The organism is Priestia sp. VA7 (assembly GCF_055710015.1).
In genome coordinates this window covers 714,331-735,739 of the sequence record NZ_JBVQPN010000003.1, presented here as the reverse complement: position 1 = coordinate 735,739, position 21,409 = coordinate 714,331, and the positions used below count along the sequence as shown (strand labels likewise).

Sequence of the window (21,409 nt, the reverse complement as noted above, 5' to 3'; positions counted from 1 at the left end):
CTTAACTACTCATTTTGAAACATTTTTTCAACGTTCTTTTTCCGCTTTACGATAGGCTGCGGCTTTTGCTTTTACAAGCAGCCTTGTAACCCAGTACGCCACTAACGTTATTCCTATATCAATAAGAAAAATATAAAACAAACTCATTCCTTTTTCTGAATCAATAAATTTAAAATGGTGTTCAAGAGGCGCCAGCCCAAATGAAAAAACAGCGCTCAGCAGAATCGTATACAGATAAAAATTCTTTTGCTGATTCGTACAATATTGATAAAGCAGCAGAAAGCCTACTGGCAAAATAGAAGCGGTAATATTCGTTGCGTTGGGAAGCAGCGGCGTTAAGAAAAACGTGTGCGTTAAATGACCGCTTCTCCCAAGTGCAATATCAATATATGCCCAGAGCATATGCACTGTGTAACCGAAGAAAAACACCTCAAAGATCCTCGTCCAATCTACGGTAAAATACAACAACACAAGAGGAAGAACGAGCGAAGCAAGTACCACCCAAAACTGCCAGTTTCCGAAATCTGAATACTGATGCCAATACGACGATAATAACTCCTGCAGCTTATCGCTTTGTTCATGTATGTTTCCCCAGTATCGTTCATAACTCACTGAAGTAACCTCCTATATAGAGTCTCTGCTTATGTATGTACGAATAAGCTTCATTTTATACAGAGAAACATGGAAAGCAGCCATTTATTGCTTGCCATCACCCAAATAGGTCACCGGGAATTCATGCTCAATGACTTTACTTGCTTTTCGATTAACAGCATACGCTTTTGCTGTTGGTCTTGAACTAACTGATACCGATAGCTTTTCATCTTTAAAATGCAGCGCGACTCCATCATCTACAGCATAGCCTTCTTTCATTTCTCCGCTTGCCATTAACTCATGATACGACGGTCTTCGATTGCTTTCTCCGTCGTAATGAGGACAGTTGCTGCCGGTTAAAAAACCTAAACAGTCGATTTTAGACAGGTTGTTGTTCATTGAATCAGTGACGCCTTCTTCAAACCAGCAAATCGAACCTGCGCTTATTCCTGCTAAGATTATTCCTTTTTTATAAGCTTCTTTTAGAATTGTATCAAGTCCCCACTCTTTCCATAAAGAAAGCATATTCCTGGTATTACCGCCGCCTACATACAAAATGTCGTGCTGCATCACATATGCTTCTAAATTCATAAAGTTTTGAGAAAACAGCGATAAATGAGATGGTGTGCATATCAATTTCTCAAACGCTTCATAAAACCTTTCTATATAATTATCCGCATCTCCGCTGGCTGTAGGGATAAAGCAGATTTTCGGCACATCTGTATGAGCTTGTGAAAGTATGTATTGATCCAGCAGCAAGTTATCCGGCTCCATCGAAAAACCTCCGCCGCCCATGGCTATAATTTGTCTCATTTCAATCATTCCTTTCAAAAAAGTGATATAGAAAATTTAAAATCATACTATTTCTCATAGATGACTTTCCGTATAATGGAAGAGTGAAAAAGGTGGTGCAAAGCTTTTGAAAATAGTACGAACACTTTTACTAATACTAGGCATTTTTATTATTTTATTTTGTATTTTTGGCTATATCGATTATAACGGTCAAAAAATGGAACTAGGAGCCAAACAAGAAAAACACATTCCTTCTTCCATTAACACTGACGGAGGTACCATTACGCTATCTGCTGTAAGCGAAAAGTACGATAAAACGCAGTTTGGCTTTTTTGTTATCCAAAACAATTCGACGCATACCTTAACGATTCCTTATGAAAATACGGCGGATCACTTAAAAGACGGAAAGTGGTACGAAGTTGTGCTAAACGGATTAGAGTTCCCTGATAAAACCGTCACGCTAAAGCCAGGGAAATCATTCAAACAAGATATCGCAACACCTAACTACAAGGTAGGAAAATACCGTTTTGTACAGCACTTTAAAGATGAAAACGGAAAAGAGTATGTGTTAGCGGCTCCTTTTGAAATCGTTTGGCCGAGTCTTAAGAACGTTCTCGGGCAGTTTGATTAAAGGTAAAAAAGCACTTACCCGCTACGAGGTAAGTGCTTTTTATCAGTTCTGATTTAAAACGCGAAGCGTAACTTGCTTTGTTCCGATTTTTACCGTCTCTCCGTTTTTAATAGTTTCTTTCACACTGAGACTGTGCAGCAAAAGATTTTCTTGAAGCAGCGTTTCAAACTTCGCGACGGCTTCCTTCACTTCTTCGTCTCCGCTAAGCTCTAAATTAATACGTAAATTCACGGGTAAATCCAGCTTTTTACGATAATCTTGAACCGCTCGAATTACTTCACGAGCGACTCCTTCCTGCACGAGTTCTTCCGTTAACGCCGTATCCAACACCGCAGTATACATGCCATTTGATGCCACTGCAAAACCTTCTTTTGGCACTTTTTCAACAAGTACGTCTTCCGTTTCAAGCGTTAGGTTCTCTCCTGAAGCAAGCGTAACACTTAGCTTGCCTTGTTCAACAAACTCTTTCCCTTTCTCTTCTGAAAGGTTTTTCAGCGCTTGGTTGACCTCATTCACTTGTTTTCCAAACTTTGGTCCAGCCTGTTTAAAATCCAGTTTTAATACGTATGAAACCAGTTTGTCGTCGTCTTGCTCCACGTTAAAGTTCTTTACATTAAGCTCATCTTTGATGACATCACGATATGCTTTCCACTCTACATCTTCTTCCGTTACCACAAGTGAAAGACTCTGCAAAGGCTGCTTTACTTTTAACGAATGCGTATTTCGGATGCTTCGGCCTAGTTCCACTACTTGAAGCACCGCTGCCATTTCTTTTTCCAGCTTTTCGTTCACTTTCGTTTGATCACATGCAGGATAGTCTGCTAAATGAACGCTTTTCCCTGTTAGATTTTCATGAACATCATCCGCAACAAACGGCGTAAACGGGGCTAATAGTTGACTTAATGTCACTAGTACTTCATGAAGCGTATCGTAAGCTGCTGCTTTTTCTCCGTCCATTCCTTCTGACCAAAAACGATCGCGAGAACGTCGCACATACCAGTTGCTTAGCTCTTCAATGAATACAGCGATTTCACGAGCCGCGCTTGTAAATCCGTAATCTTCAAGATGTACTGTTGCGCGCTTGACCGTGCTGTGCAAACGCGAAAGAATCCACTCATCCAATTTTGTTTTTTTTAATTCATACGTTTGCTCCGGATCATAGCCGTCAAGCTTAGCGTACAGCACGTAAAAGCCGTACACGTTCACAAGTGTATCAATGACTTTTGACTTTGCTTCTTGCACGACACGTTCTGAAAATTTCTTCGGATTCCAAGGTGCACTGTCTGCTAAAAGCGCCCATCTAAGCGCATCAGCACCAAATGTATGAATAAGATCAACAGGGTCTAGCGCATTTCCTTTACTTTTAGACATCTTTTGACCGTTTTCATCTAAGACGTGACCAAGAGACAAAACGCGCTTATACGGTGCTTTTCCTGTAAAGAGCGTTGAAACTGCCATCAAGCTGTAAAACCAGCCGCGCGTTTGATCAATTCCTTCTGCGATAACGTCTGCTGGAAACTGCTTTTGAAACAGTTCGCTGTTTTCAAACGGATAGTGATACTGTGCAAACGGCATCGACCCGCTGTCAAACCAAACGTCAATCACTTCCGGCGTTCGCTTCATTTCTCCGCTGCAGACCGGACACGTTAGCTGCACGTCATCTACATATGGCTTATGAAGTTCAATGCTGTCATCCACGGAATGAGACGCATGTTTCTGAAGCTCTTTGATGCTTTTTGGAGCTACTTGATGCTGACATTCTCCGCATTCCCATACGTTCAGCGGCGTTCCCCAGTAGCGCTTTCTGCTGATGTTCCAGTCCACCATATTTTCCAAAAAGTTGCCAAAGCGACCGTGCTTGATATGATCCGGGTACCACTTCACGCTTTCATTATTTTTCAAAAATTGTTCTTTTAACGCCGTCGTTTGGATAAACCAGCTTTCATTTGCGTAATAAAGAAGCGGCGAGTCACATCTCCAGCAAAACGGATAGCTGTGCTCATGCTTTTCTTTATGATACAGCACGTCTTGATTCGCTAAATAACGTACGATATCAACGTCGCAGTCTTTCACGAAACGTCCTTGAAACGGCGGCACTTCAGATGTGTACTGTCCTTTTTCATCCACAACGTTCACAAATGAAAAGCCGTTTTCTTTTACAACTCTGTAATCATCTTCCCCGTAAGCAGGTGCTAAATGAACAACGCCCGTTCCGCTTTGGTCCGTTACATAATCAGCCGTTACCACTTCATGCCCTTTTTCCACTTTCACAAAATTAAACGGCGGCTCATACGACATTCCTTTTAACTGATTTCCTTTATGATGAGATAAAACGCTATATTCTCCTTTTAACACTTTGTCTGCGAGCGCTTCTGCCACTATATACACGCTGTCGCCTTGCTCGGCGCGAACGTAGCTCATCTCTTCATGCACCGCAAGCGCCACGTTTGATGGAAGCGTCCAAGGCGTTGTCGTCCAGCCCAAAAAATACTCATTATCGCGGTTTTTCACTTTAAATTTGACCGTTACCGTTAAATCTTTTACATCTTTATACCCTTGCGCCACTTCATGCGAACTCAGCGACGTTTGACAGCTCGGGCAGTAAGGTGATACGCGGTGGCCTTTATAAAGAAGTCCTTTATCATGAATCGTGCCAAGCACGTTCCATACACTTTCAATGTATGAATTCTCCAAGGTGATGTAAGGGTCTTCCATATCAACCCAATAGCCAAGCTGCTCTGTGAACGTGCGCCACTGCTTTTCATACACAAACACACTTTCCTTACACTTGTTGATAAAAGCTTCTACGCCGTATTTTTCAATATCATGCTTTCCTGAAATTCCGAGCTGCTTTTCAACACCGAGCTCAACCGGAAGTCCGTGCGTATCCCAGCCTGCTTTTCGAATCACTTGATGCCCTGTCATCGTCTTATAACGAGCCACCACGTCTTTAATCGTCCGGCCTAGCGCGTGCCCAACGTGAGGCAAACCGTTTGCTGTTGGAGGCCCTTCATAAAATACAAACGAAGGATACCCTTCTCGATTTTGAACCGACTGCTGAAACACATTTCCTTTTTGCCACTGCTGCTGGATACGCTGTTCGCGCTCTTGCGAAGACTCCCTTACATTCACTTCTTTCATGTGATACCACTCCTTTTAAAGTTAAAAGCACACAAAGAAACCCGTCCCTATGACTAGGGACGGGTTTTAACCGCGGTACCACCCTGGCTTCTATTGATCCGTTCATCAATAGCACTCAGCAACGTACAATCATACGCGTTCTTTTTAACGGTAGACTACCGTTCAAACTTACTTACAGTTCAGTTTGACTTCTCAGAGAGGATATTCCCCTGCAGCTTGAACACCGGCTTTCAGCTATCACCAGCTCTCTGTGGAACAAACTTGCAGGGTACTGATTCTCTTCAACGAATTTGTGTGCTTTTATTAGTAGCTATTGTATGCGGTTTGGAAGGGAATGTCAATGTTTATGAAATTTATATATGTTTTTTCTTATAATGCAGTCGTCTATTGATAAAATAACTACTTACCACTGTTTGCTGCCTTTTTCACGCTTTCAGGAGAGAAAAAGGCAATATACATAAATACCCACCTTATTTAAGGTGGGGTTTATTTGCTTCTCTGACTTGAAAGATGATCTTTAAAACCAGTTAATAAACGGCGGGATGCTTTGAGGGAAATGAAATAGATTGCACGGATCATATGCTCGTTTCACTTCTCGAAGCTTTTTAAAATTCTCTCCATAATAAGCCGTTGGCCAATCTCTGATGAACCGGTCCGGCCAGTTCACATAATCTCCAGTTGTATATCTCGATAAAGCATTTCTTAAGTCTTCGATCCATCGAATGTTTGATCGCTCTTCTGAAGGATGGCTCCATGTAGCAAGGTACTCCTGTGCGATAATAGCATCTCTATAATAGAAGGCCGTTTCATTAGAGCCAACTTCCTCCACTGCTCCCCCAAGAGACTGGTGCCAAATACTAGATTTTTCATTTGGGGCATTTTCTAAAAAATGCTTCATTGTTAGAATTGCCTCTTTTGGAAAAGTTTTATTAAGAAAAGAACCTGACCTTTTTCGAGGAGCGGGTTGATTTCCGCTCGAATCGTCAAAAAACTGTACAGCTTCAATATATGAAACTTCCTTTATTACTACTTTTTTAGGACAACCAACATCTATTAAAGGCTGCAAAAGTTCCTTTAACTTGAATGATGAACCAACAAATTCACCTTGAGCGATAATCTGATTTGCTTCTTTCGATTTTAACTCAATCTCCGAAGTTAAGCGCTTATCGGTATTGGTGGCCCAGTGCTGCCATGCATCAAAAGCAGCTTCAAAATCTTCCCATTCCCATGTAATGGAGAAGATTGACACCTTCGAGATAGGCTGCACCTTAAATGTAAGGGACGTAACAATACCAAAGTTTCCGCCCCCACCGTCGCAACACGCCCAAAAGAGATCACTGTTGTGATTTTTATTTGCCTTAATGAGTTCAACTTCTCTCTGTTCATTTACGATCGCCATTTCAACTTCAACCAAATTATCACAGGTAAGCCCAAACGGCCTTGATAACATCCCAATTCCTCCGCCAAGCACAAGGCCTACAAGACCAACACTGCTTTCCGTTCCTGCAGGGATAGTCGTTCCCTTTTTCCATAATTCATTATATACTTTCCCTAGATTAGCTCCTGCTTCTATTTTCGCTGTCATGTCTTTAGAGTTGAACGTGATTCTATCCATTTCACTGACATCAATCACTAATCCACCGTTCAATAATGAAAAATTTTCATAGCTATGCCTGCCGCTCCTTATTCGAAATGGGACATGATTTTCCTTTACCCACTTCAATGCATTTACTACATCGTTTGTATTCTGACAAAATACAATTATTCTTGGAAATTTAGGTACACCTAAATTATTATTTGTTCTAGCCTGATCATAGTCCGCATCATCAGGTGTAACGATTCGTCCAGTAAGCTTTGTTTCCTCCACGATATAACCCCTTTCTTAATACAGATAAGATGCTATATCCTATGAATTTTCTTCAGAAAAGACACACAGTTTAAAGGGGAGAAATAGAGAGTAGAAAACTTACTGGAGGGGTTCAGGATAAGTGTGCTAATTTATTTTTGACGTGATAACTTTCGTGTTGTAGATTAGCCTGCTTCTTTGCAGTACCATAACAAGTATATTAACTATTAAATTATTACTTTTTAACCCTATGTATCTTTAATTAAGATTAACGCCTTTTGCTTCAAGCCTTTTTGAAGTTTGTACTTTCCAACTTTCTTATCACCCATTATAAACAGAGTATGTGCATATTAAATGCCCACACTGCTAATCAAACGTATCCTCTTCTCGTTATATTTTTATATACTTAATGGAGCCTTTCCTCGTATGCTTACCTACATGACCCCACTCCTACATAATCAGTAAAAGAGATACTCATACCTCTCCAACACATCAAATAAACATATACAGAATAATACCTCTCATGAGATTCGAAAGGAGAAATCACCTTTGACAAAATATCGGATTATGACCTTTGATGGAGGCGGTACTTTAGGTGCTTTAAGTTTACAACTTTTGAATAGATTGGCTCATCAAAATCCAAAGTTAATTAGTGAAACCAATGTTTTTTCAGGAAATTCCATTGGTTCATTCACTGCCCTTGCACTAGCAAGCGGAAGATCACCAGAAGAGACGTTTCAGTTTTTCAAAGATCACATCTTACCGGCGTTCAGCGTTTCCCGACCGGGCGGACCTGTTTTTAACCAGCAACTACCCTATTCTGGTTTTATTAAAGCCATACGAACGTTTTTCCCCCGAGACCTTCGCCTTAGAGACTTAAAGAAACGAATTGTTGTGCCTGCCTTTCACTTATTTTCACCAGAGCTGAATCGTTGGAATCCTGTGTTATTTCACAACTTTCCTGGTTCCCCTTATCTTAATGAAAAAGCGAGTGACGTAATCCTGCGGAGCAGCGGTGCTCCCGCGACGCAAAGAGCTTATCAAAACTACGTGGATGGGTATACAGTAGCAACTAACACCAGTACAGCTAGTATCGCCTTTGCAGTGGGAAAAGCAAAGCAGCCGTTAGATCAAATTGCCGTATTATCCATTGGAACAGGTGAACAGCCAACTCAATTAAGAAGAGATACAAAGGGATGGGGAATGGTGAGTGCCGATAACATACGTTCCGAAGATATGGAAGACCTTCCGCCAAATTGGGGAGTACTTTTAGACCGGTCTCCAAATGAGCCATTGCTGCCGTTTCTTCAGATTATCTCTGGTGGATCGAGCTATTATGAATCAATGATTAGCTCTGAGCTTTTAGGCGATCAGTTTTTCCGGTTAAATCCGAGGATTCCTAATTTCTCTAAAACGGATCCTTCAGTGGTACCCGCTCTTATTTCAATTGCTAATAAAACAAATTTATGGCCTGCGTTTCATTTTATCGAGAAAAACTGGAATTAATACAATTGTACTATAAATGAACTTTTTGTTTTTATTGCACCTATTTGGACTTTTTATGATAAGATCTCCACGCTGGCAGCGTAGCGGTCAGAGGTTCGATCCCCTCTTTTCTATTAACAAAAAAGCGAGAGAAACCTTGATTTATCAAGGTTTCTTCTTTTTATCTAATATGACCTTAAACGTTTATTTCTGCAAAGATGCTCTATTGGTCATAATTTGGTCATAAACGTGATCATTTAATGATTTCATCTGGTATTGAACCAAATATTTTTAATCGCCATCGAGTTTCATGGATAGGGGTTCGTTATGGAAAAACAGAGCATGAAGTGAAACTACTAAATGCAGATTCACCAAGAAACTGGGATAGATATGGAAACAGTAAAAGCAAGAACGCGCAATTAGGGTTTCAAAAACATTCTTGTATTCAGTTTTGTATTGTTCCAAATGGATTTGAAGTTATATTATTTCACGCTGTTGCTAGCGAAGCAATTGATAGAGGTTACATGCATGATCTGATTGATGAAAACAAAAAAATGGAGCTCAAAAGAATTATAAAGGCTATTAATAATTTAAAAGGGAAAGGATTTACTTGGTATATTTCGGATCCAGACCAAAGAAAACTAGTGGCTAAATTTAAAATAGATGAGGAGAACCCTATAGACTTTCTTTCCTTTTATAAAAAATATGATAAAGAAGGCTATACATCCGTTTGTCAGTTTTCGATTAAACCCGACAACGCTGTTTTAAAAGATAAAAAGGAAATTGCAAAGTTGGTTCTTCGAAAAACAAAAGAGTTATTACCCTTATACAAAGCAGTTACATTTCGTGAACAATACACCATAAAATCACTTACAAAAAAAGAGTGATAGTCAAAAGATAATAGAATAAGCTATCCCAAACCAAACCCTTAATATCACTATAGCCATAAATATATCCAAATAAGAAGTTATATATCTATTCCATGGTAATGCTCTACCAAATGAATGGAATGGTAAGGTGCCTGAAAATACACTTAAATTTGTCGATTTCTTTTTAGTTTACTAAAATTAAAAAATCTATTGTAAAATAAAATTAAAAAGACAAAATAAAAGGAATGAATATGGAGTGGAATTCAAATGAGAGACTTCAATTATTTAGCATATCACAAGTCCATTACAGATGAATTTAAGGCTATTCAAAATAGAGTCAGATATTTTATTAATGGTTCCCATTGGGGAGAAGATGGTAGGTTTAAAGAGATATTATTAATGAATCACTTAAAGAAAGTGTTACCTTCCAATGTATCTGTTGGAACTGGTTTTGTTAGAAATAAAGAGGAAATCACAACTCAAATTGATATAATTATCTATGATAGCAGTATTCCGGCATATTTTTCGGAAGGAGATTTTGTTATAGTACATCCTGAAAGTGTAATAGGAATTATTGAAGTTAAATCAAAAGTTAGAGCAGATAACAAATTATTTGATGCTATAAAAAAGGCAAATGAAAACGGAAAAATTATTGGTAAACAGAATATTTTTAATGGAATTTTTTCATATGAGAATTCTATAAATTTTTCAGTAAATAGTAATTTATCAAATGGCATTCTTCAAACTCTCTTACATAATAATGGATATATAAACCATATTTCATTTGGGGAAGATATATTCATGAAATACTGGGCAGAAGGTAATCCTCAGGATGAAGACGAATTAAGATGTTTTTCATTCTATAGCATTGAACATTTATCATTTGGTTACTTCATCTCAAACCTAATTGAATTAGCAAATCTAGAGACTAGAAATGTATCCCTGAATGAAGAGTTAGAAGAGTTTCTATATCCTATTAGAGAAGGTAAGGAAACAAAAAGACTTAGGAATCTAGAAATAAAATTATCTTCAGTTACTTAATCATTAAAATTGCTGATATCTAATTTAAAAGTGTAATATATCAGCTCTCAACTATAGTCTTTTTAACATCTAGAAGAGAAGCGTTTGTGGTAGTATATATTTCTATAGTAAACAAGCCAATATATACAAGATTGTATATATTGGCTTGTTCAAAATTTTCCTAGTTGTGATACAGTTCTCTTTTCTACTCGTAAGCACAATAAAAAGCCTTGAAAGGTATAGAGCCAATCAAGGTTAAATAATTTAACAACCATATAAATTAATTTTAAAAGTCTTCGTCCCAGTTTTCTTTGGCATCAAGAAGTCTATTTGTTAGAAACTCATAAAAGTTATCTGCTCTTTTGCCACTATATCCATCAATTCTGTCCCACGACACAACTACACATTCAGCGTCAATTAGGTTTTCAGTATCTAAACAATATACAAACTCTTCACAGTTTTCAACAACTACGTATTGAGTTGGCAATCCAATGTTCCGAAATCTTTCAGTGTTTGTTATTACAGATGGAGTTGCGGATTTTCCACAGCCAAGTATATCTACTCCAAACAGCCCTCCAGAACCATAATTTTCAAGAAACCAGATATAACTATCCGGAAATTTCACTTTAAGTGCTTTTTCAACTTCTTTAATAGTTTCGTCTGAGACTCCTCCAGTAAAATCGTTACTATCCGAATTTGCTTGAATAAACTCGCTAATTTCATTTTTGTTCAAGTTAGCCCTCTCCTTTAATTATGTGCTATATAAATTATGATCCACCTGCTTAGCTCTCCAACGCCAATATTTCGTTCTGAAATTATTGTATTGTTTTTCTAAACTTGGATTATTTCTAAAACTTCCACCATTTTCAACTAGCCCGTGCAAAATTCTACTATATTCGTCGTGCAAACTAGCAGGTAATTCAATCATTGGTCCAGGTTCTAATTGGATAGAATGGTGTAATTCAATCTTTGTGCCATCTTTCCAGTACGGAGGTCTACCTTTCCTCATTAATTCTAGGTTAGTTAAACCAGACTCTGAATCCACCTGATTCCAATTAATATCGCTTCTTTGGTAAACTCGTCTGCTTATATCTCTAACTTCTCCGTCAACTTTGGTCGTTCCTTCATATTGCACAGCCGTATAATTATTAATTACATCTTTATCAAAATCTTTTTTCTTATTCACATCTTCCTGCATTTCCACTGGTTTATCAACTTTATGTACAGGGTTAGGATTCTTTATAAACCTTCCATCCAAATCACGCCAACGTTTTCCGTCAAAGTACCCTTTTTCCATAAAACGCATCGTATCTTTAGCCGTACTCTTCAATACATCCCGCACAGTTTGCTGCGCAAAGTCTACACTCACACCCACTGGTGCTTCCTGCGGTAAGAATCTCGGTACTTTCGCATCTAATACCGCTTCATACATCTTTTTGGCTTTATCAATACCAGCTGCTGGCATTTTTCTCATCGCCTGCTGAATGTCTTTTCCATATTGAGTCACTTTACTTGTATGAACTACGTTGCGCATATCATTGAACTTTTTCGTGACTGCCTGTGCACCTTTTTCGACAAGCTGAGTGGATGCTTTTGAAGCAAGTAAACCGCCTGCCGCAATCCCAAAGGATTGAAACAAACTAGCCTGCTGCTCTTCTTTAGTAAGCTTATTTCCTAGTAAGTCCTTCCCCATTGTATACTCATACATGCCATTTGTTAAGACAAGTCCATACAATCCTTTTTCTGTTTGTTCAAGCACTTTAAACGCTTTAGGTGTTTGGTAAAGAGCCATTGCACGATGCGCAGCACTCATGCCTTTTGCCGTTTTGTAGACAACGCTTCCGCCTTTTACCGCTCGTCCTGCCCAGCCTACGAACGGGATAAATCCAGCTGCTGCCATTGCTCCAGCCGTGACTCGCTGGGTAGCAGACAGTTTCTTATGCGTAACCGGATCGACTCCGTCTGCGGCTCGTTTAAAATCATAGTATCCAGTAAGTTCTCCTGCAATATCCAGGCCTTTTTCATACCACGGCTTATTGGCTTGGATTTGTCTTTGTCTCTCAGCTTCAATGGCTGCTTTTCTTTCTTTAGCTTCTTGTTTTTGTTCTACTTTCCCCTCTACATACCCCGTAGCAACTTTATCAATTTGCTGCTGTGTTTCGTATGCTTCGCTATTTTTGTAAGCTTTGGCATCAAAAGTGAGCTGATAAGCGCTACCGCCTTGAGAAGTCAGCTGTTCCAAACCATTTACGCTAAATTGAACGGATTCATAGAAAGAATTCAACATTTCATATTCACTTGAAAGTTGATTATCTAGTTCTTCTACTGCGGTAATAGTTTCTGTTCTTTTTTTCTCAGCAGCGCTTAGCTCATCTTCAAAGGCCTCTGTGGAAAACGGTGTAATATGTATAATATCTTCAATATTGCTTAAAATCGCTTCAAGTTCAGTGTGCTGCTGTTCGACCATTTGTTTAGAGCGATCATTAGCAACAGCCAGCTCTTGCTCTAAAAACGATACGTCTACAACCGTATTACCTTTTAATTTAGCTTGTTCCGCATAATCTGCAATACTATTAAAATAAAATTGATGTGAAGACACTAGGCTTTTCCAATGCGTGACGATATCTACTTGTGATTTATAAAAGCCTTTGATGCTGTCGGCACCTTTTCCTTGAAATTCATGATCTAGTGTAGCCACGGCATGAAGAGCTTTTTTTAATGCTTCTAGCTGCTCATCAAATGCTTTGTACGCTTGTACCCTGTCTTTGGCATAAGCTAAAAGCGTACTGGCTTCATATACTTTTCCCATTACATACCCTCTTTTATCTTATAGTTAATGCATCTCTGGTTTGATATTTTCCTCTATTATCCATTATAAAACTGCTAATACACTATCTAAATAGGATAATAATCCCTTTTATAAGCTTGTTGATTCATTAAAAAGGATATAACTTCAAAATAAAAGAGAATAGTCATAGGTATAAATATTTATCTCTAGTTTATATCATGTATAAAAACACTATGCTTCATGATTAGATTACATTATTCCTAATTGCTTTCCTTGTCGCAATTCTACTAAAGTGTAAAGTTTATTTACGGCATACTATCACATCTCAAAATCATATCATTCTACAAAAGAAAAGCTACATTCATCTCAAAAATACTGGTCACACTCTGGTCATATTTTGGTCATACACTATAGAAAATCAACGGCAACTATAGTTCATTTAAATCTCAAAATCCCCCTTAAATCCTTGACATAGAGGCATTTCTGAATATAGTAGAAAACTACAGGAAATTTCATTTTCCACGCTGGCAGCGTAGAGATCACCCTAACCTCAATCACACCAACCAACCACAACAACCGCTAGCCCCAAAAAGGAACTAGCGGTTATTCATAATCTCTCAGAAACCATTCACTCTTCCACCGGCGTCTGCTCATCTGTTAACGTATCAATTTTAGTAATTTGAAGTTTGTCTTTGCTAGCAGCTTTCACATGATAAATTCTTTCTTTTTTAAACTGCGTGCTTGCATCATATGAGTCGGTGAACGTGTATACTTCGTTTGTATAAATGTCGTAGGTTCCGTCGTCATGTGATTCTGTCTTTTTCACTAGAAACTGATCGTTAGCAAACGATACGTTTTTTCCGGCGAGTGATGTGATATAGCTTTTTAGCTGTTTATAAACTGGCTGACCCGAGTCAATATAAGGCGCCATCCCACTAAAGTCTCCGCTGTTTAAGCTTGAAAAGTAAGCAGCTTTATAAGAAATAAAAAAGTTTTCAAGATCCGTTTTGCTTACAGTAGCTGGTTTGACCTCTTCATTTTTTAACGGTTTCGTGCTGGCCGTAGCTTTTACGTCTGAGTCTGTTTCTAACGTTTGATTGTCACGATTCATGTATACAATCGTCAGCAATAAGACAAAGGCGATAGCGCCTCCTATTAAAATAGGAAAAGTGCGTCGTGATGATTGCTGCTTTTTGAGCACGGGAAAATCTGCGTAGGCTGGCAGCGTAACAGGGTTTATACTTAGCTTCAACCGAGATAATGCCCCTGGTATTTCCGTGCTTTTTACACTGGCAAGCGGCTGAAGTGCTAAGAATTCTTCATATGCAACAATAAACTCGTTTACTGCTATTCCTTTATACATGCCGTAAATTCGATTCCACAGTTCCTGACACCGAGTATCCTTGATATCTTCACTCAGTTCGTTAAAAAATGGTCGTGATTTTTTAATAAAAGCCGCTAACCACCTTTGATGAACGTCAACTTTTTGGACTGCATTTAGGTCGTTAAGTGATTGCTTTAACTTGGCGTGTTCATTTGCATCGTTTTGGCTAATGACTTCCATACTGCGTTGCGTTTCTTTCAGCACAGTAGAAAGATTCTTACTCATTTTTTCTTGCAAGGCATCAAACTGACTGCGAATATCAGGCCAGTGAAGTTCGAGTAACTGTTTTTGTGCAGTCGTGGCTTTTCGAATGTTTTCATTTAGCTCATGCTGCTTTGTGCGAAAGATGGTCGCTTTTTGTTTGGTCACTACTTTATTTTTGCTTAGCTGCTTCCACTCCTGCTTTAAGCTCTTGTCTTCTTCAAGTACTGCGGCTATCGCTTGTTTTACATGTTCATGCTTTTTTTGAAAGTCAACGAACGCGGGTAAATAAGCATTCCAGCTTTCCTTGATTTCTTTTAGGAATGACGTGTTAGCGTGTTTTTCTGTTAGTTGAAAACAGTCGTTTCTAAACGCTACCATATCGGCTTCAGAAATGAGTTCTTTGCCGAAAAGCTCTGTCACATTCTTATGTATGCTTGTTAACTGTTCAATCTGTCTCATATTGCTTTGACGCTTTTTTATATACTCCGGATAGTCGCTTGAAAGAAACGTCACCATTGTATATTCACTGTTGCTCATATTATACTCTGTACGTTCTTTTTCCAGTTCGTCATACACTTTCTGCAGCTGACGTTCTACTATGGAGAGAAATTTTTCTTTATCCATCCCGTCTACTTCTTCTTTTAGCATGTTTAAAGATTCCGTTTCTCCAATAAGAAATGTTTTTTCTTTATATAGCTGTATCCACCTTTCTAGTAAATGTGCTGCTGATTCATTCCAATGGCTTGTATTCATCGTTTGCTTCACCTGTTGTTTTTATTTTTATTCTTTCTTAACTATACAGGAATTGAACAGAAATTCTATTACAGTTTTATTACTCTTGAAAAATGAGGTTTAAGCTTTCTAGAGCCGCTTCTAACGTTTGTTTGTCTCCTTGATCGTAGCTGTGTGCCACTAAGACTACAGTTGTAAACACTGCTTTCCATTTTGCCAGCCTGTGCGTTTCTTCATCTACTTCTCCGTATTCTTTAAAAAAACGTGCTCTTCCTTTAGGAGGTAAAAAGCTGTAGGCAATCGCTAGGTCAACTGCCGAATGACCAATATGAACGTCTCCCCAGTCAATAATGCCTGAAACCATATTGGTTTGATCAACAATCATGTTTTTAATATGAAGATCTCCGTGAACTAGTACATGTTTTTCTTGATAGTGAATTTCTTGTATGTCATTTACATAGTCTTCAAGAATCTCTTGTTTTGAATAAAGACTACGCTCTTTCATTTGCTTGACATACTTTTCTAACGACGGCTTTCGCTTCATCATATCAAGTCGATTCAACTCATCAAACGGCACGCCGAGCTTTTGGACTTTTAAATGAGGATAGTGATGCAGCATGCGAAGAAATCTTGCTAATACAGAAGCGGATTGTATACGTTCTTCTTCTGTTAATCTTGCAGGCGGAGTTCCTTGCACGTAGTGATAGCCCGTAAACGGCCAAGGATAGCCTGCATTCGGCTTACCGAAAAAAATAGGCTCTGCAATGGATATCGGCAATTGAGAAGCAAGACTTGGTAAAAGCTGATTTTCTGTTTTTAATAGTCCTACTGCGAGTTCTCGTCTAGGAAACCTGAAAACAAACCGGTCGTTTACTTGATAAACCGTATTGTCAAAGCCGTAGCCAAGCAGTGAAATCGCAGCGGGCGCAAGTTCTGGAAACTGCGTTTCGATTAGTGTTTTGGCAAACGGTGCTGATACGATTTGTTCTGCATCCCATGCGTTTGGCACTGTGATCACCTTTCTTTGATGTTGATTTTGTATCTAAAGTATACTATAAAAATGAAAAAACCTCTGACTCGTTGTCAAAGGTTTTTTCACTATACGTATTAGACATTCACCGAGTTAAAAAACTGCGGTAAATGAGATTTATGCGCGTCTAGCATTTCGTCCAAGAGCTGCTTGGCAATAGTATCAGATGGGACTAACGGATTGATTGTCATTGCAACAAGCGCGGTATTGTAATCTCCCGTAACGGCTGCTTCGGCCGCCACTCGTTCAAAAGATTTGATTTGCTGAACAAGTCCTCGAACAGCTACAGGTAAATCACCGACTGCAATTGGCTTTGGCCCTTCTTTTGTAATCACACAGCTCACTTCAACAGCAGAATCATTTGGAATGCTGGCAATTGCCCCATTATTAATGGTATTTACAGGCTGAATATCGCCTTTATCATTATAGATAGATGAAATTAAGCTGCAGGCTGCATCGCTGTAGTACGCGCCTCCTCGCTTTTGAAGCTGAGGCGGTTTAATTGCAAGATTAGGATCTTTATAGAGCTCAAATAAGTCTTTTTCTAACGCGCGCACTACTTCAGCTCGTGTGCCTTCGAGCTCAGCTGCATTTTGTTCCTCTTGCAGCATCTCGTTTGTTTTATAGTAATAGCGGTGATACCCGCATGGAATAACTCCTAGGCCTTTAATAAAGTCAGGATCCCATGAAACTCCTTTGATATTTCGCATAGACATCGCATTCGTCGGGTCTGCCATGGCGTCAATCACTTGATCTTTCACGCTCACTCCGTCTAAAAAGACATCTAATCCAAAGACCATATGATTTAACCCGGCAAAGCTCACCTGTACGCGGCTTTCGTCTACTTCTAGTGCTTTAGCAATCCCCATGCGAATACCGATTGGCACGTTGCATAAGCCCACTACTTTTTTATGATTGCTATAGCGTAAAATGGCTTCTGTCACCATACCAGCTGGATTGGTAAAGTTTACAAGCCACGCATTTGGACATAGTTCTTCTATATCTTTCACAATACTTAAAATCACAGGAATTGTGCGCAGCCCTTTAAATAAGCCGCCCGGTCCATTTGTTTCTTGCCCAATCACGCCGTATTTTAACGGAATTCGTTCATCTTTCATTCTGGCGTCTAACAATCCTACGCGAAATTGTGTGGTGACAAAGTCGGCATCTTTTAACGCTTTTCTTCGATCCAACGTAAGATGAATATCAATTGGGACTCCTGCTTTTTCGACCATTCGTTTTGCCAGGTTTCCAACAATCTCTAGCTTTTCTTTTCCTTCTTCTACATCTACTAGCCAAAGCTCTCGTACAGGCAGCTCGTCATAACGCTTAATAAATCCTTCGACAAGCTCCGGCGTGTAGCTTGAACCTCCGCCAATGGTTACAATTTTAATTCCTTTTGTCATTTGAATCCCTCCGCTATAATGAATGATTTAAAAAATACGTTATACAATACTTTGCTGTTCTTCTTTTACCGGTGAACGATCACGATCTATAGAAGCTCCAGTTTCTTCTATAAGCTTTTGTTTGTCCCACATTTTAAAGAATGGAAAATAGACACCAAACGATACCACCATTAGCACAAGTTGCAGAACAGCCCCTGACACACTTCCTGTAATTAAGTAGCCGCTAATCACCGGCGGCATTGTAAACGGCGTTACAATTCCTATCGGCTTTGCAACGAGGCCGATATCCATCGATACATATGTAATGATGACCGATAGAAGCGGCGCTAAAATAAACGGAATAATCATAATCGGATTTAATACGATAGGCATTCCAAAAATAACAGGTTCGTTAATATTAAAGAAGCCCGGTCCTATACTTAATCTTCCTAGCTGCTTCATTTGCTGGCTTTTCGCAAACAGCACCATGGCCAGTACAAGAGAAAGCGTAGTGCCGGATCCTCCTACAAACACAATATCGTTAAACTCATTCGTTACAATATGCTTCACTGGCTCACCAGAAGCAAGAGCGGTTGCGTTTTCCGTTGTTAGCGTAAGCCATACAGGCGTCATGACAGAACCAACAATCGTCGCACCGTGTAGCCCCGTACTCCACATAAGAGTAATTAAGATAAAAATCAGAATCGTACCGACTAAGCTTGTACCAATATGAGTTAAAGGCTGCTGCAGTAAAACCGTCACGACATTATGTAAATTCCCGAAGTCTCCGACGTTTTCTACAAGCAAACGCAGCATCCATATAACCATTACAGCGCCAAATCCTGGTATTAAAGCTGAAAATGAACGAGCGACAGCTGGTGGAACGGTTTCCGGGAGCTTAATCACAATATTTTTTTGAATAATCTTCCGGTAGACTTCTGTGGCGATAACCGCTATGACCATCCCCACAAAAAGACCTTTACTTGTAAACATCGCCGTTTGGTAAGCTGTTTCGACCATAGCCGTTCCATCTGCGTTTTCTCCAATCGTATACGAAACAAAAGGTGTACCGACAAAGAAAGCAGCTAGAGATACTGCACCTGAAGCAAGTGCATCCACTTTATACGATTCTGCTAAGCGATAGGCAATCCCGAACGTAGCTACTAAAGCCATAATTTCAAACGTTCCTCTGTACGGATATAAAATGCTTGCTTTTAGCTTAGGATGTTCTGTTAAAAAATCTGTGTAGGCTTGAAAAGGCAAATTGGCTAAAATTAAGAAAAGTGAACCGATAATAATAAGGGGCATCGTCAGGACCATACCGTCTCGTAATGCTTGAAGATGACGCTGCTGAGCAGCTTTGCCAGCAAGCGGCATAATATATGTTTCAAGTACACGATTCATTTTGCTCAATTGATTCCCTCCTATTTCGAAACTAACTGCTCAGCAGATTTTAGCACTTCTTCTCCGTTACACATTCCGTAATGAACCGGATTAATAACCTCTACTGGAATTCCTTTTTCCTCTCCTAACTTTTTCATTTGAGGAAGCAAGTAGCGCACTTGCGGACCTAAAAGTAAAATGTCTGCATCATCAATATGATTTCTAACCGCGTCTCCTGGCACTGCCCAGATTTTGCACGTTGTCTCTTTTTCTTTTGCGCTTTTTTCCATTTTAGTCACTAACAAACTTGTAGACATACCTGCTGCGCAGCATAGTAAAATATTCATTTCCAATTCCCCCTTGATCAGTGATTGATTAACATCCATAAGTGAGATAAGTATCTTGCTAAGATGTTTTCTTGTTACCTTCACTATATATTGAAAACGCTTTCAATTAAACGCAATATTTTTCCGTTACCAAAGGAAAAATATTATTTGAATATTCTTTTAATTTAAAGAAAAAGAGATTGTAAATCAAACTGAATTGTGGTAGCTTTTCAAAAAATAATAAGCAGCTCACCCATCTAGGTAAGCTGCTTAGCGCACTTTATTATAACCCCGTAGAAATTGTCTCCTGATGTGAGATTCCTAGGTGGCGGTATGAGATGGTTACTTCCTGTATACTTATATTATCTGCAAGAGAAAGCGCATATATCTGATCACTTTCTTTTCCTTTGTGCGATCTTTCTAGCTGTTCGTCAGGGCCTGTATGCGGCTGCAACTTCACACTTTGCAAGTTCTTAAATTTATAGCCTTTTGTTTCTTCGCTAGTAAAGTCTCCAAGAAGGAACCCTTTTTTATCATTGCTTACTTGTATTTTTGCATATTCGGGTGTTTTGTTTCCGTTGATACGGATTTGTTCTATTTGAATATCTCCTAGAGAGCCCTTATTACCTATAGAAATCAGCTGAACTTTTTTGTTCTTGGCAAAGCCAGCGGCTTTAGCCTCCAACGATGCACTCATCTTTACAAATGTATATACTCCAACAAATACGATAATCAAGATACTGGCTATAAGAAAAATCTTCTTCAAAAAAAACACTCCTTCCCTGAATTTTTCATGAAATACAGCTTCTGTTCATTGTCTTTTTCATACACACGCATCTGCAAATTTCTTACAAGCTCCTATCAACTCTTCTTTTTTAGCAAGCTGACAAATCCACTCTTTAGGAATGCCATCCAGCTGATAATATGCTCCTGCCATAGTACCCGTAATAAAGCCAATTGTATCTGTGTCTTCTCCTAAATTCACAGCGGTAAGTACAGCTTCTTTGTAGTCATCACTTTGCAGAAAAGACCAAAGAGATGCTTCTAGCGAGCTGACGACGTATCCGGTTGACCCGATTTCCTTTCTCGCTGCGTGCGGCAAGCTTAGGTTTAACACTCGTTCATACGCAGAAAACTCTGCTTCATACTCCGTATTTGTTAACTGCTTTTGACAGAGATTTACCGCGTTTTCATATGCTTCAAAAGGCTCGTCGCCGTCAAGAAGACGAATAAGCAGCTCCACGTATATAATGCAGCCAAGCGTAGAGCGCAAGTGGCGGTGCGTGACGTGCGCAATTCTTTCTATTTCTTCTTTTCTTTTTGTAAAGCTAGGTTCATCACATAGTGTAAACGCAAGCGGGGCAATACGCATAAGCGCTCCGTTTCCGTTGTCATACTCACCTTTTCCTCCCCACTCTTCTTTAGGAAGCCCGCTTTTATAGCGGCGAATCGCTTCGCTTGTTGCGATGCCAATATCAAACATTTCTCCGTACGGCGTCCAGTAGCCGTCCGACCAATAGTTCGCAAACTTTTGCATTAAATCATATTCATCTTGTTTTTCTAGTAGATTATCAATCAAGCACATCGTCAGAGATGTATCATCTGACCACGTTCCTTTAGGCTGGTTGTATGTACCGTAGCCGGTCATATCCGTAATCCGAAATGAATCGCGTTTTTTAAACTCAACTGGAACGCCTAAAGCGTCTCCGACAGCTCCTCCTAGAATCGTAGAAAGGACTTTTTTATGTAGCTTCATGCAATCAACTCCTTTCTATTATTGTAATTGTTTGATTTTGGAATTT

The 21,409-nt window shown here is 39.3% G+C and carries 17 protein-coding genes and 1 other annotated feature; of the genes, 4 read left to right on the top strand and 13 right to left on the bottom strand.

The features are described 5' to 3' along the window. Window positions 1-27: 27 nt before the first annotated feature. Together AC0C45_RS16560 and AC0C45_RS16555 are read right to left on the bottom strand one after the other, a co-directional pair. Window positions 28-612, bottom strand: a complete 585-nt coding sequence (locus AC0C45_RS16560) for a hypothetical protein (RefSeq protein WP_047931450.1) — start codon at window positions 610-612, stop codon at window positions 28-30. Between the two features lie 84 nt (window positions 613-696). Next, a complete protein-coding gene (locus AC0C45_RS16555) occupies window positions 697-1,404 on the bottom strand; it encodes a Type 1 glutamine amidotransferase-like domain-containing protein (RefSeq protein ID WP_257062299.1) in 708 nt (235 codons plus the stop codon). 106 nt (window positions 1,405-1,510) lie between these two features. On the opposite strand from AC0C45_RS16555, the gene AC0C45_RS16550 reads away from it, so the two are divergent. Next, a complete protein-coding gene (locus AC0C45_RS16550; RefSeq protein ID WP_205661360.1) occupies window positions 1,511-2,014 on the top strand; it encodes an immunoglobulin-like domain-containing protein in 504 nt (167 codons plus the stop codon). A gap of 42 nt (window positions 2,015-2,056) precedes the next feature. On the opposite strand, the gene ileS is transcribed toward AC0C45_RS16550, so the two are convergent. Further along, entirely contained in the window at window positions 2,057-5,155 is a 3,099-nt protein-coding gene (gene ileS / locus AC0C45_RS16545) for an isoleucine--tRNA ligase (RefSeq protein WP_472928277.1), read from the bottom strand. A 52-nt stretch (window positions 5,156-5,207) separates the two neighbouring features. Continuing rightward, window positions 5,208-5,449 (bottom strand) — a binding site (T-box leader). A gap of 223 nt (window positions 5,450-5,672) precedes the next feature. Next, a complete protein-coding gene (locus AC0C45_RS16540; RefSeq protein ID WP_472928275.1) occupies window positions 5,673-7,022 on the bottom strand; it encodes an FAD-binding oxidoreductase in 1,350 nt (449 codons plus the stop codon). A gap of 528 nt (window positions 7,023-7,550) precedes the next feature. Here AC0C45_RS16540 and AC0C45_RS16535 point away from each other — a divergent pair. The 3 genes from AC0C45_RS16535 to AC0C45_RS16525 all read left to right on the top strand — a co-directional run bounded on the left by AC0C45_RS16535 (window position 7,551) and on the right by AC0C45_RS16525 (window position 10,396). After that, window positions 7,551-8,507 carry a patatin-like phospholipase family protein gene (locus AC0C45_RS16535; RefSeq protein ID WP_472928274.1) on the top strand — a complete coding sequence of 319 codons (957 nt, stop codon included), beginning with the start codon at window positions 7,551-7,553 and terminating at the stop codon, window positions 8,505-8,507. A gap of 239 nt (window positions 8,508-8,746) precedes the next feature. Further along, on the top strand, window positions 8,747-9,373 hold the full coding sequence (locus tag AC0C45_RS16530; RefSeq protein WP_237892408.1) for a hypothetical protein: 627 nt from the start codon (window positions 8,747-8,749) through the stop codon (window positions 9,371-9,373). A 249-nt stretch (window positions 9,374-9,622) separates the two neighbouring features. After that, complete coding sequence (locus tag AC0C45_RS16525; protein ID WP_237892409.1) at window positions 9,623-10,396, top strand: DUF6602 domain-containing protein; 774 nt, start codon at window positions 9,623-9,625, stop codon at window positions 10,394-10,396. 265 nt (window positions 10,397-10,661) lie between these two features. Here AC0C45_RS16525 and AC0C45_RS16520 read toward each other — a convergent pair whose 3' ends face one another. From AC0C45_RS16520 to AC0C45_RS16480, 9 genes are all read right to left on the bottom strand, one after another. Continuing rightward, the gene (locus AC0C45_RS16520) at window positions 10,662-11,108 is read right to left on the bottom strand and encodes an SMI1/KNR4 family protein (protein WP_237892410.1); all 447 of its coding nucleotides are present in this window, start codon (window positions 11,106-11,108) and stop codon (window positions 10,662-10,664) included. Between the two features lie 18 nt (window positions 11,109-11,126). Then, window positions 11,127-13,184, bottom strand: coding sequence for a T7SS effector LXG polymorphic toxin (locus tag AC0C45_RS16515; protein ID WP_472928271.1), 2,058 nt, complete (start codon window positions 13,182-13,184; stop codon window positions 11,127-11,129). A gap of 607 nt (window positions 13,185-13,791) precedes the next feature. Then, window positions 13,792-15,504, bottom strand: coding sequence for a TcaA NTF2-like domain-containing protein (locus tag AC0C45_RS16510; protein WP_472928269.1), 1,713 nt, complete (start codon window positions 15,502-15,504; stop codon window positions 13,792-13,794). Between the two features lie 79 nt (window positions 15,505-15,583). Next, entirely contained in the window at window positions 15,584-16,492 is a 909-nt protein-coding gene (locus AC0C45_RS16505; protein ID WP_237892413.1) for a phosphotransferase, read from the bottom strand. Window positions 16,493-16,590: 98 nt separating this feature from the next. After that, a complete protein-coding gene (locus AC0C45_RS16500) occupies window positions 16,591-17,919 on the bottom strand; it encodes a 6-phospho-beta-glucosidase (RefSeq protein ID WP_047931442.1) in 1,329 nt (442 codons plus the stop codon). A gap of 39 nt (window positions 17,920-17,958) precedes the next feature. Next, on the bottom strand, window positions 17,959-19,311 hold the full coding sequence (celB, locus tag AC0C45_RS16495) for a PTS cellobiose transporter subunit IIC (protein ID WP_074896728.1): 1,353 nt from the start codon (window positions 19,309-19,311) through the stop codon (window positions 17,959-17,961). An 11-nt stretch (window positions 19,312-19,322) separates the two neighbouring features. Continuing rightward, a complete protein-coding gene (locus AC0C45_RS16490) occupies window positions 19,323-19,628 on the bottom strand; it encodes a PTS sugar transporter subunit IIB (protein ID WP_025751577.1) in 306 nt (101 codons plus the stop codon). A gap of 262 nt (window positions 19,629-19,890) precedes the next feature. Beyond that, entirely contained in the window at window positions 19,891-20,373 is a 483-nt protein-coding gene (locus AC0C45_RS16485) for a hypothetical protein (protein ID WP_171777113.1), read from the bottom strand. Between the two features lie 57 nt (window positions 20,374-20,430). Continuing rightward, window positions 20,431-21,363, bottom strand: a complete 933-nt coding sequence (locus tag AC0C45_RS16480; RefSeq protein WP_237892414.1) for an ADP-ribosylglycohydrolase family protein — start codon at window positions 21,361-21,363, stop codon at window positions 20,431-20,433. Between the last annotated feature and the right edge of the window lie 46 nt (window positions 21,364-21,409).

Excerpts from the sequence above, each read along its gene's own strand:
- AC0C45_RS16530 (WP_237892408.1), top strand. The coding sequence starts at position 8,747 with ATGATTTCATCTGGTATTGAACCAAATATTTTTAATCGCCATCGAGTT.
- AC0C45_RS16510 (WP_472928269.1), bottom strand. The coding sequence starts at position 15,504 with ATGAATACAAGCCATTGGAATGAATCAGCAGCACATTTACTAGAAAGG.
- AC0C45_RS16500 (WP_047931442.1), bottom strand. The coding sequence starts at position 17,919 with ATGACAAAAGGAATTAAAATTGTAACCATTGGCGGAGGTTCAAGCTAC.
- AC0C45_RS16490 (WP_025751577.1), bottom strand. The coding sequence starts at position 19,628 with ATGAATATTTTACTATGCTGCGCAGCAGGTATGTCTACAAGTTTGTTA.
- AC0C45_RS16480 (WP_237892414.1), bottom strand. The coding sequence starts at position 21,363 with ATGAAGCTACATAAAAAAGTCCTTTCTACGATTCTAGGAGGAGCTGTC.
- ileS (WP_472928277.1), bottom strand. The coding sequence starts at position 5,155 with ATGAAAGAAGTGAATGTAAGGGAGTCTTCGCAAGAGCGCGAACAGCGT.
- AC0C45_RS16555 (WP_257062299.1), bottom strand. The coding sequence starts at position 1,404 with ATGAGACAAATTATAGCCATGGGCGGCGGAGGTTTTTCGATGGAGCCG.
- AC0C45_RS16525 (WP_237892409.1), top strand. The coding sequence starts at position 9,623 with ATGAGAGACTTCAATTATTTAGCATATCACAAGTCCATTACAGATGAA.
- AC0C45_RS16515 (WP_472928271.1), bottom strand. The coding sequence starts at position 13,184 with ATGGGAAAAGTATATGAAGCCAGTACGCTTTTAGCTTATGCCAAAGAC.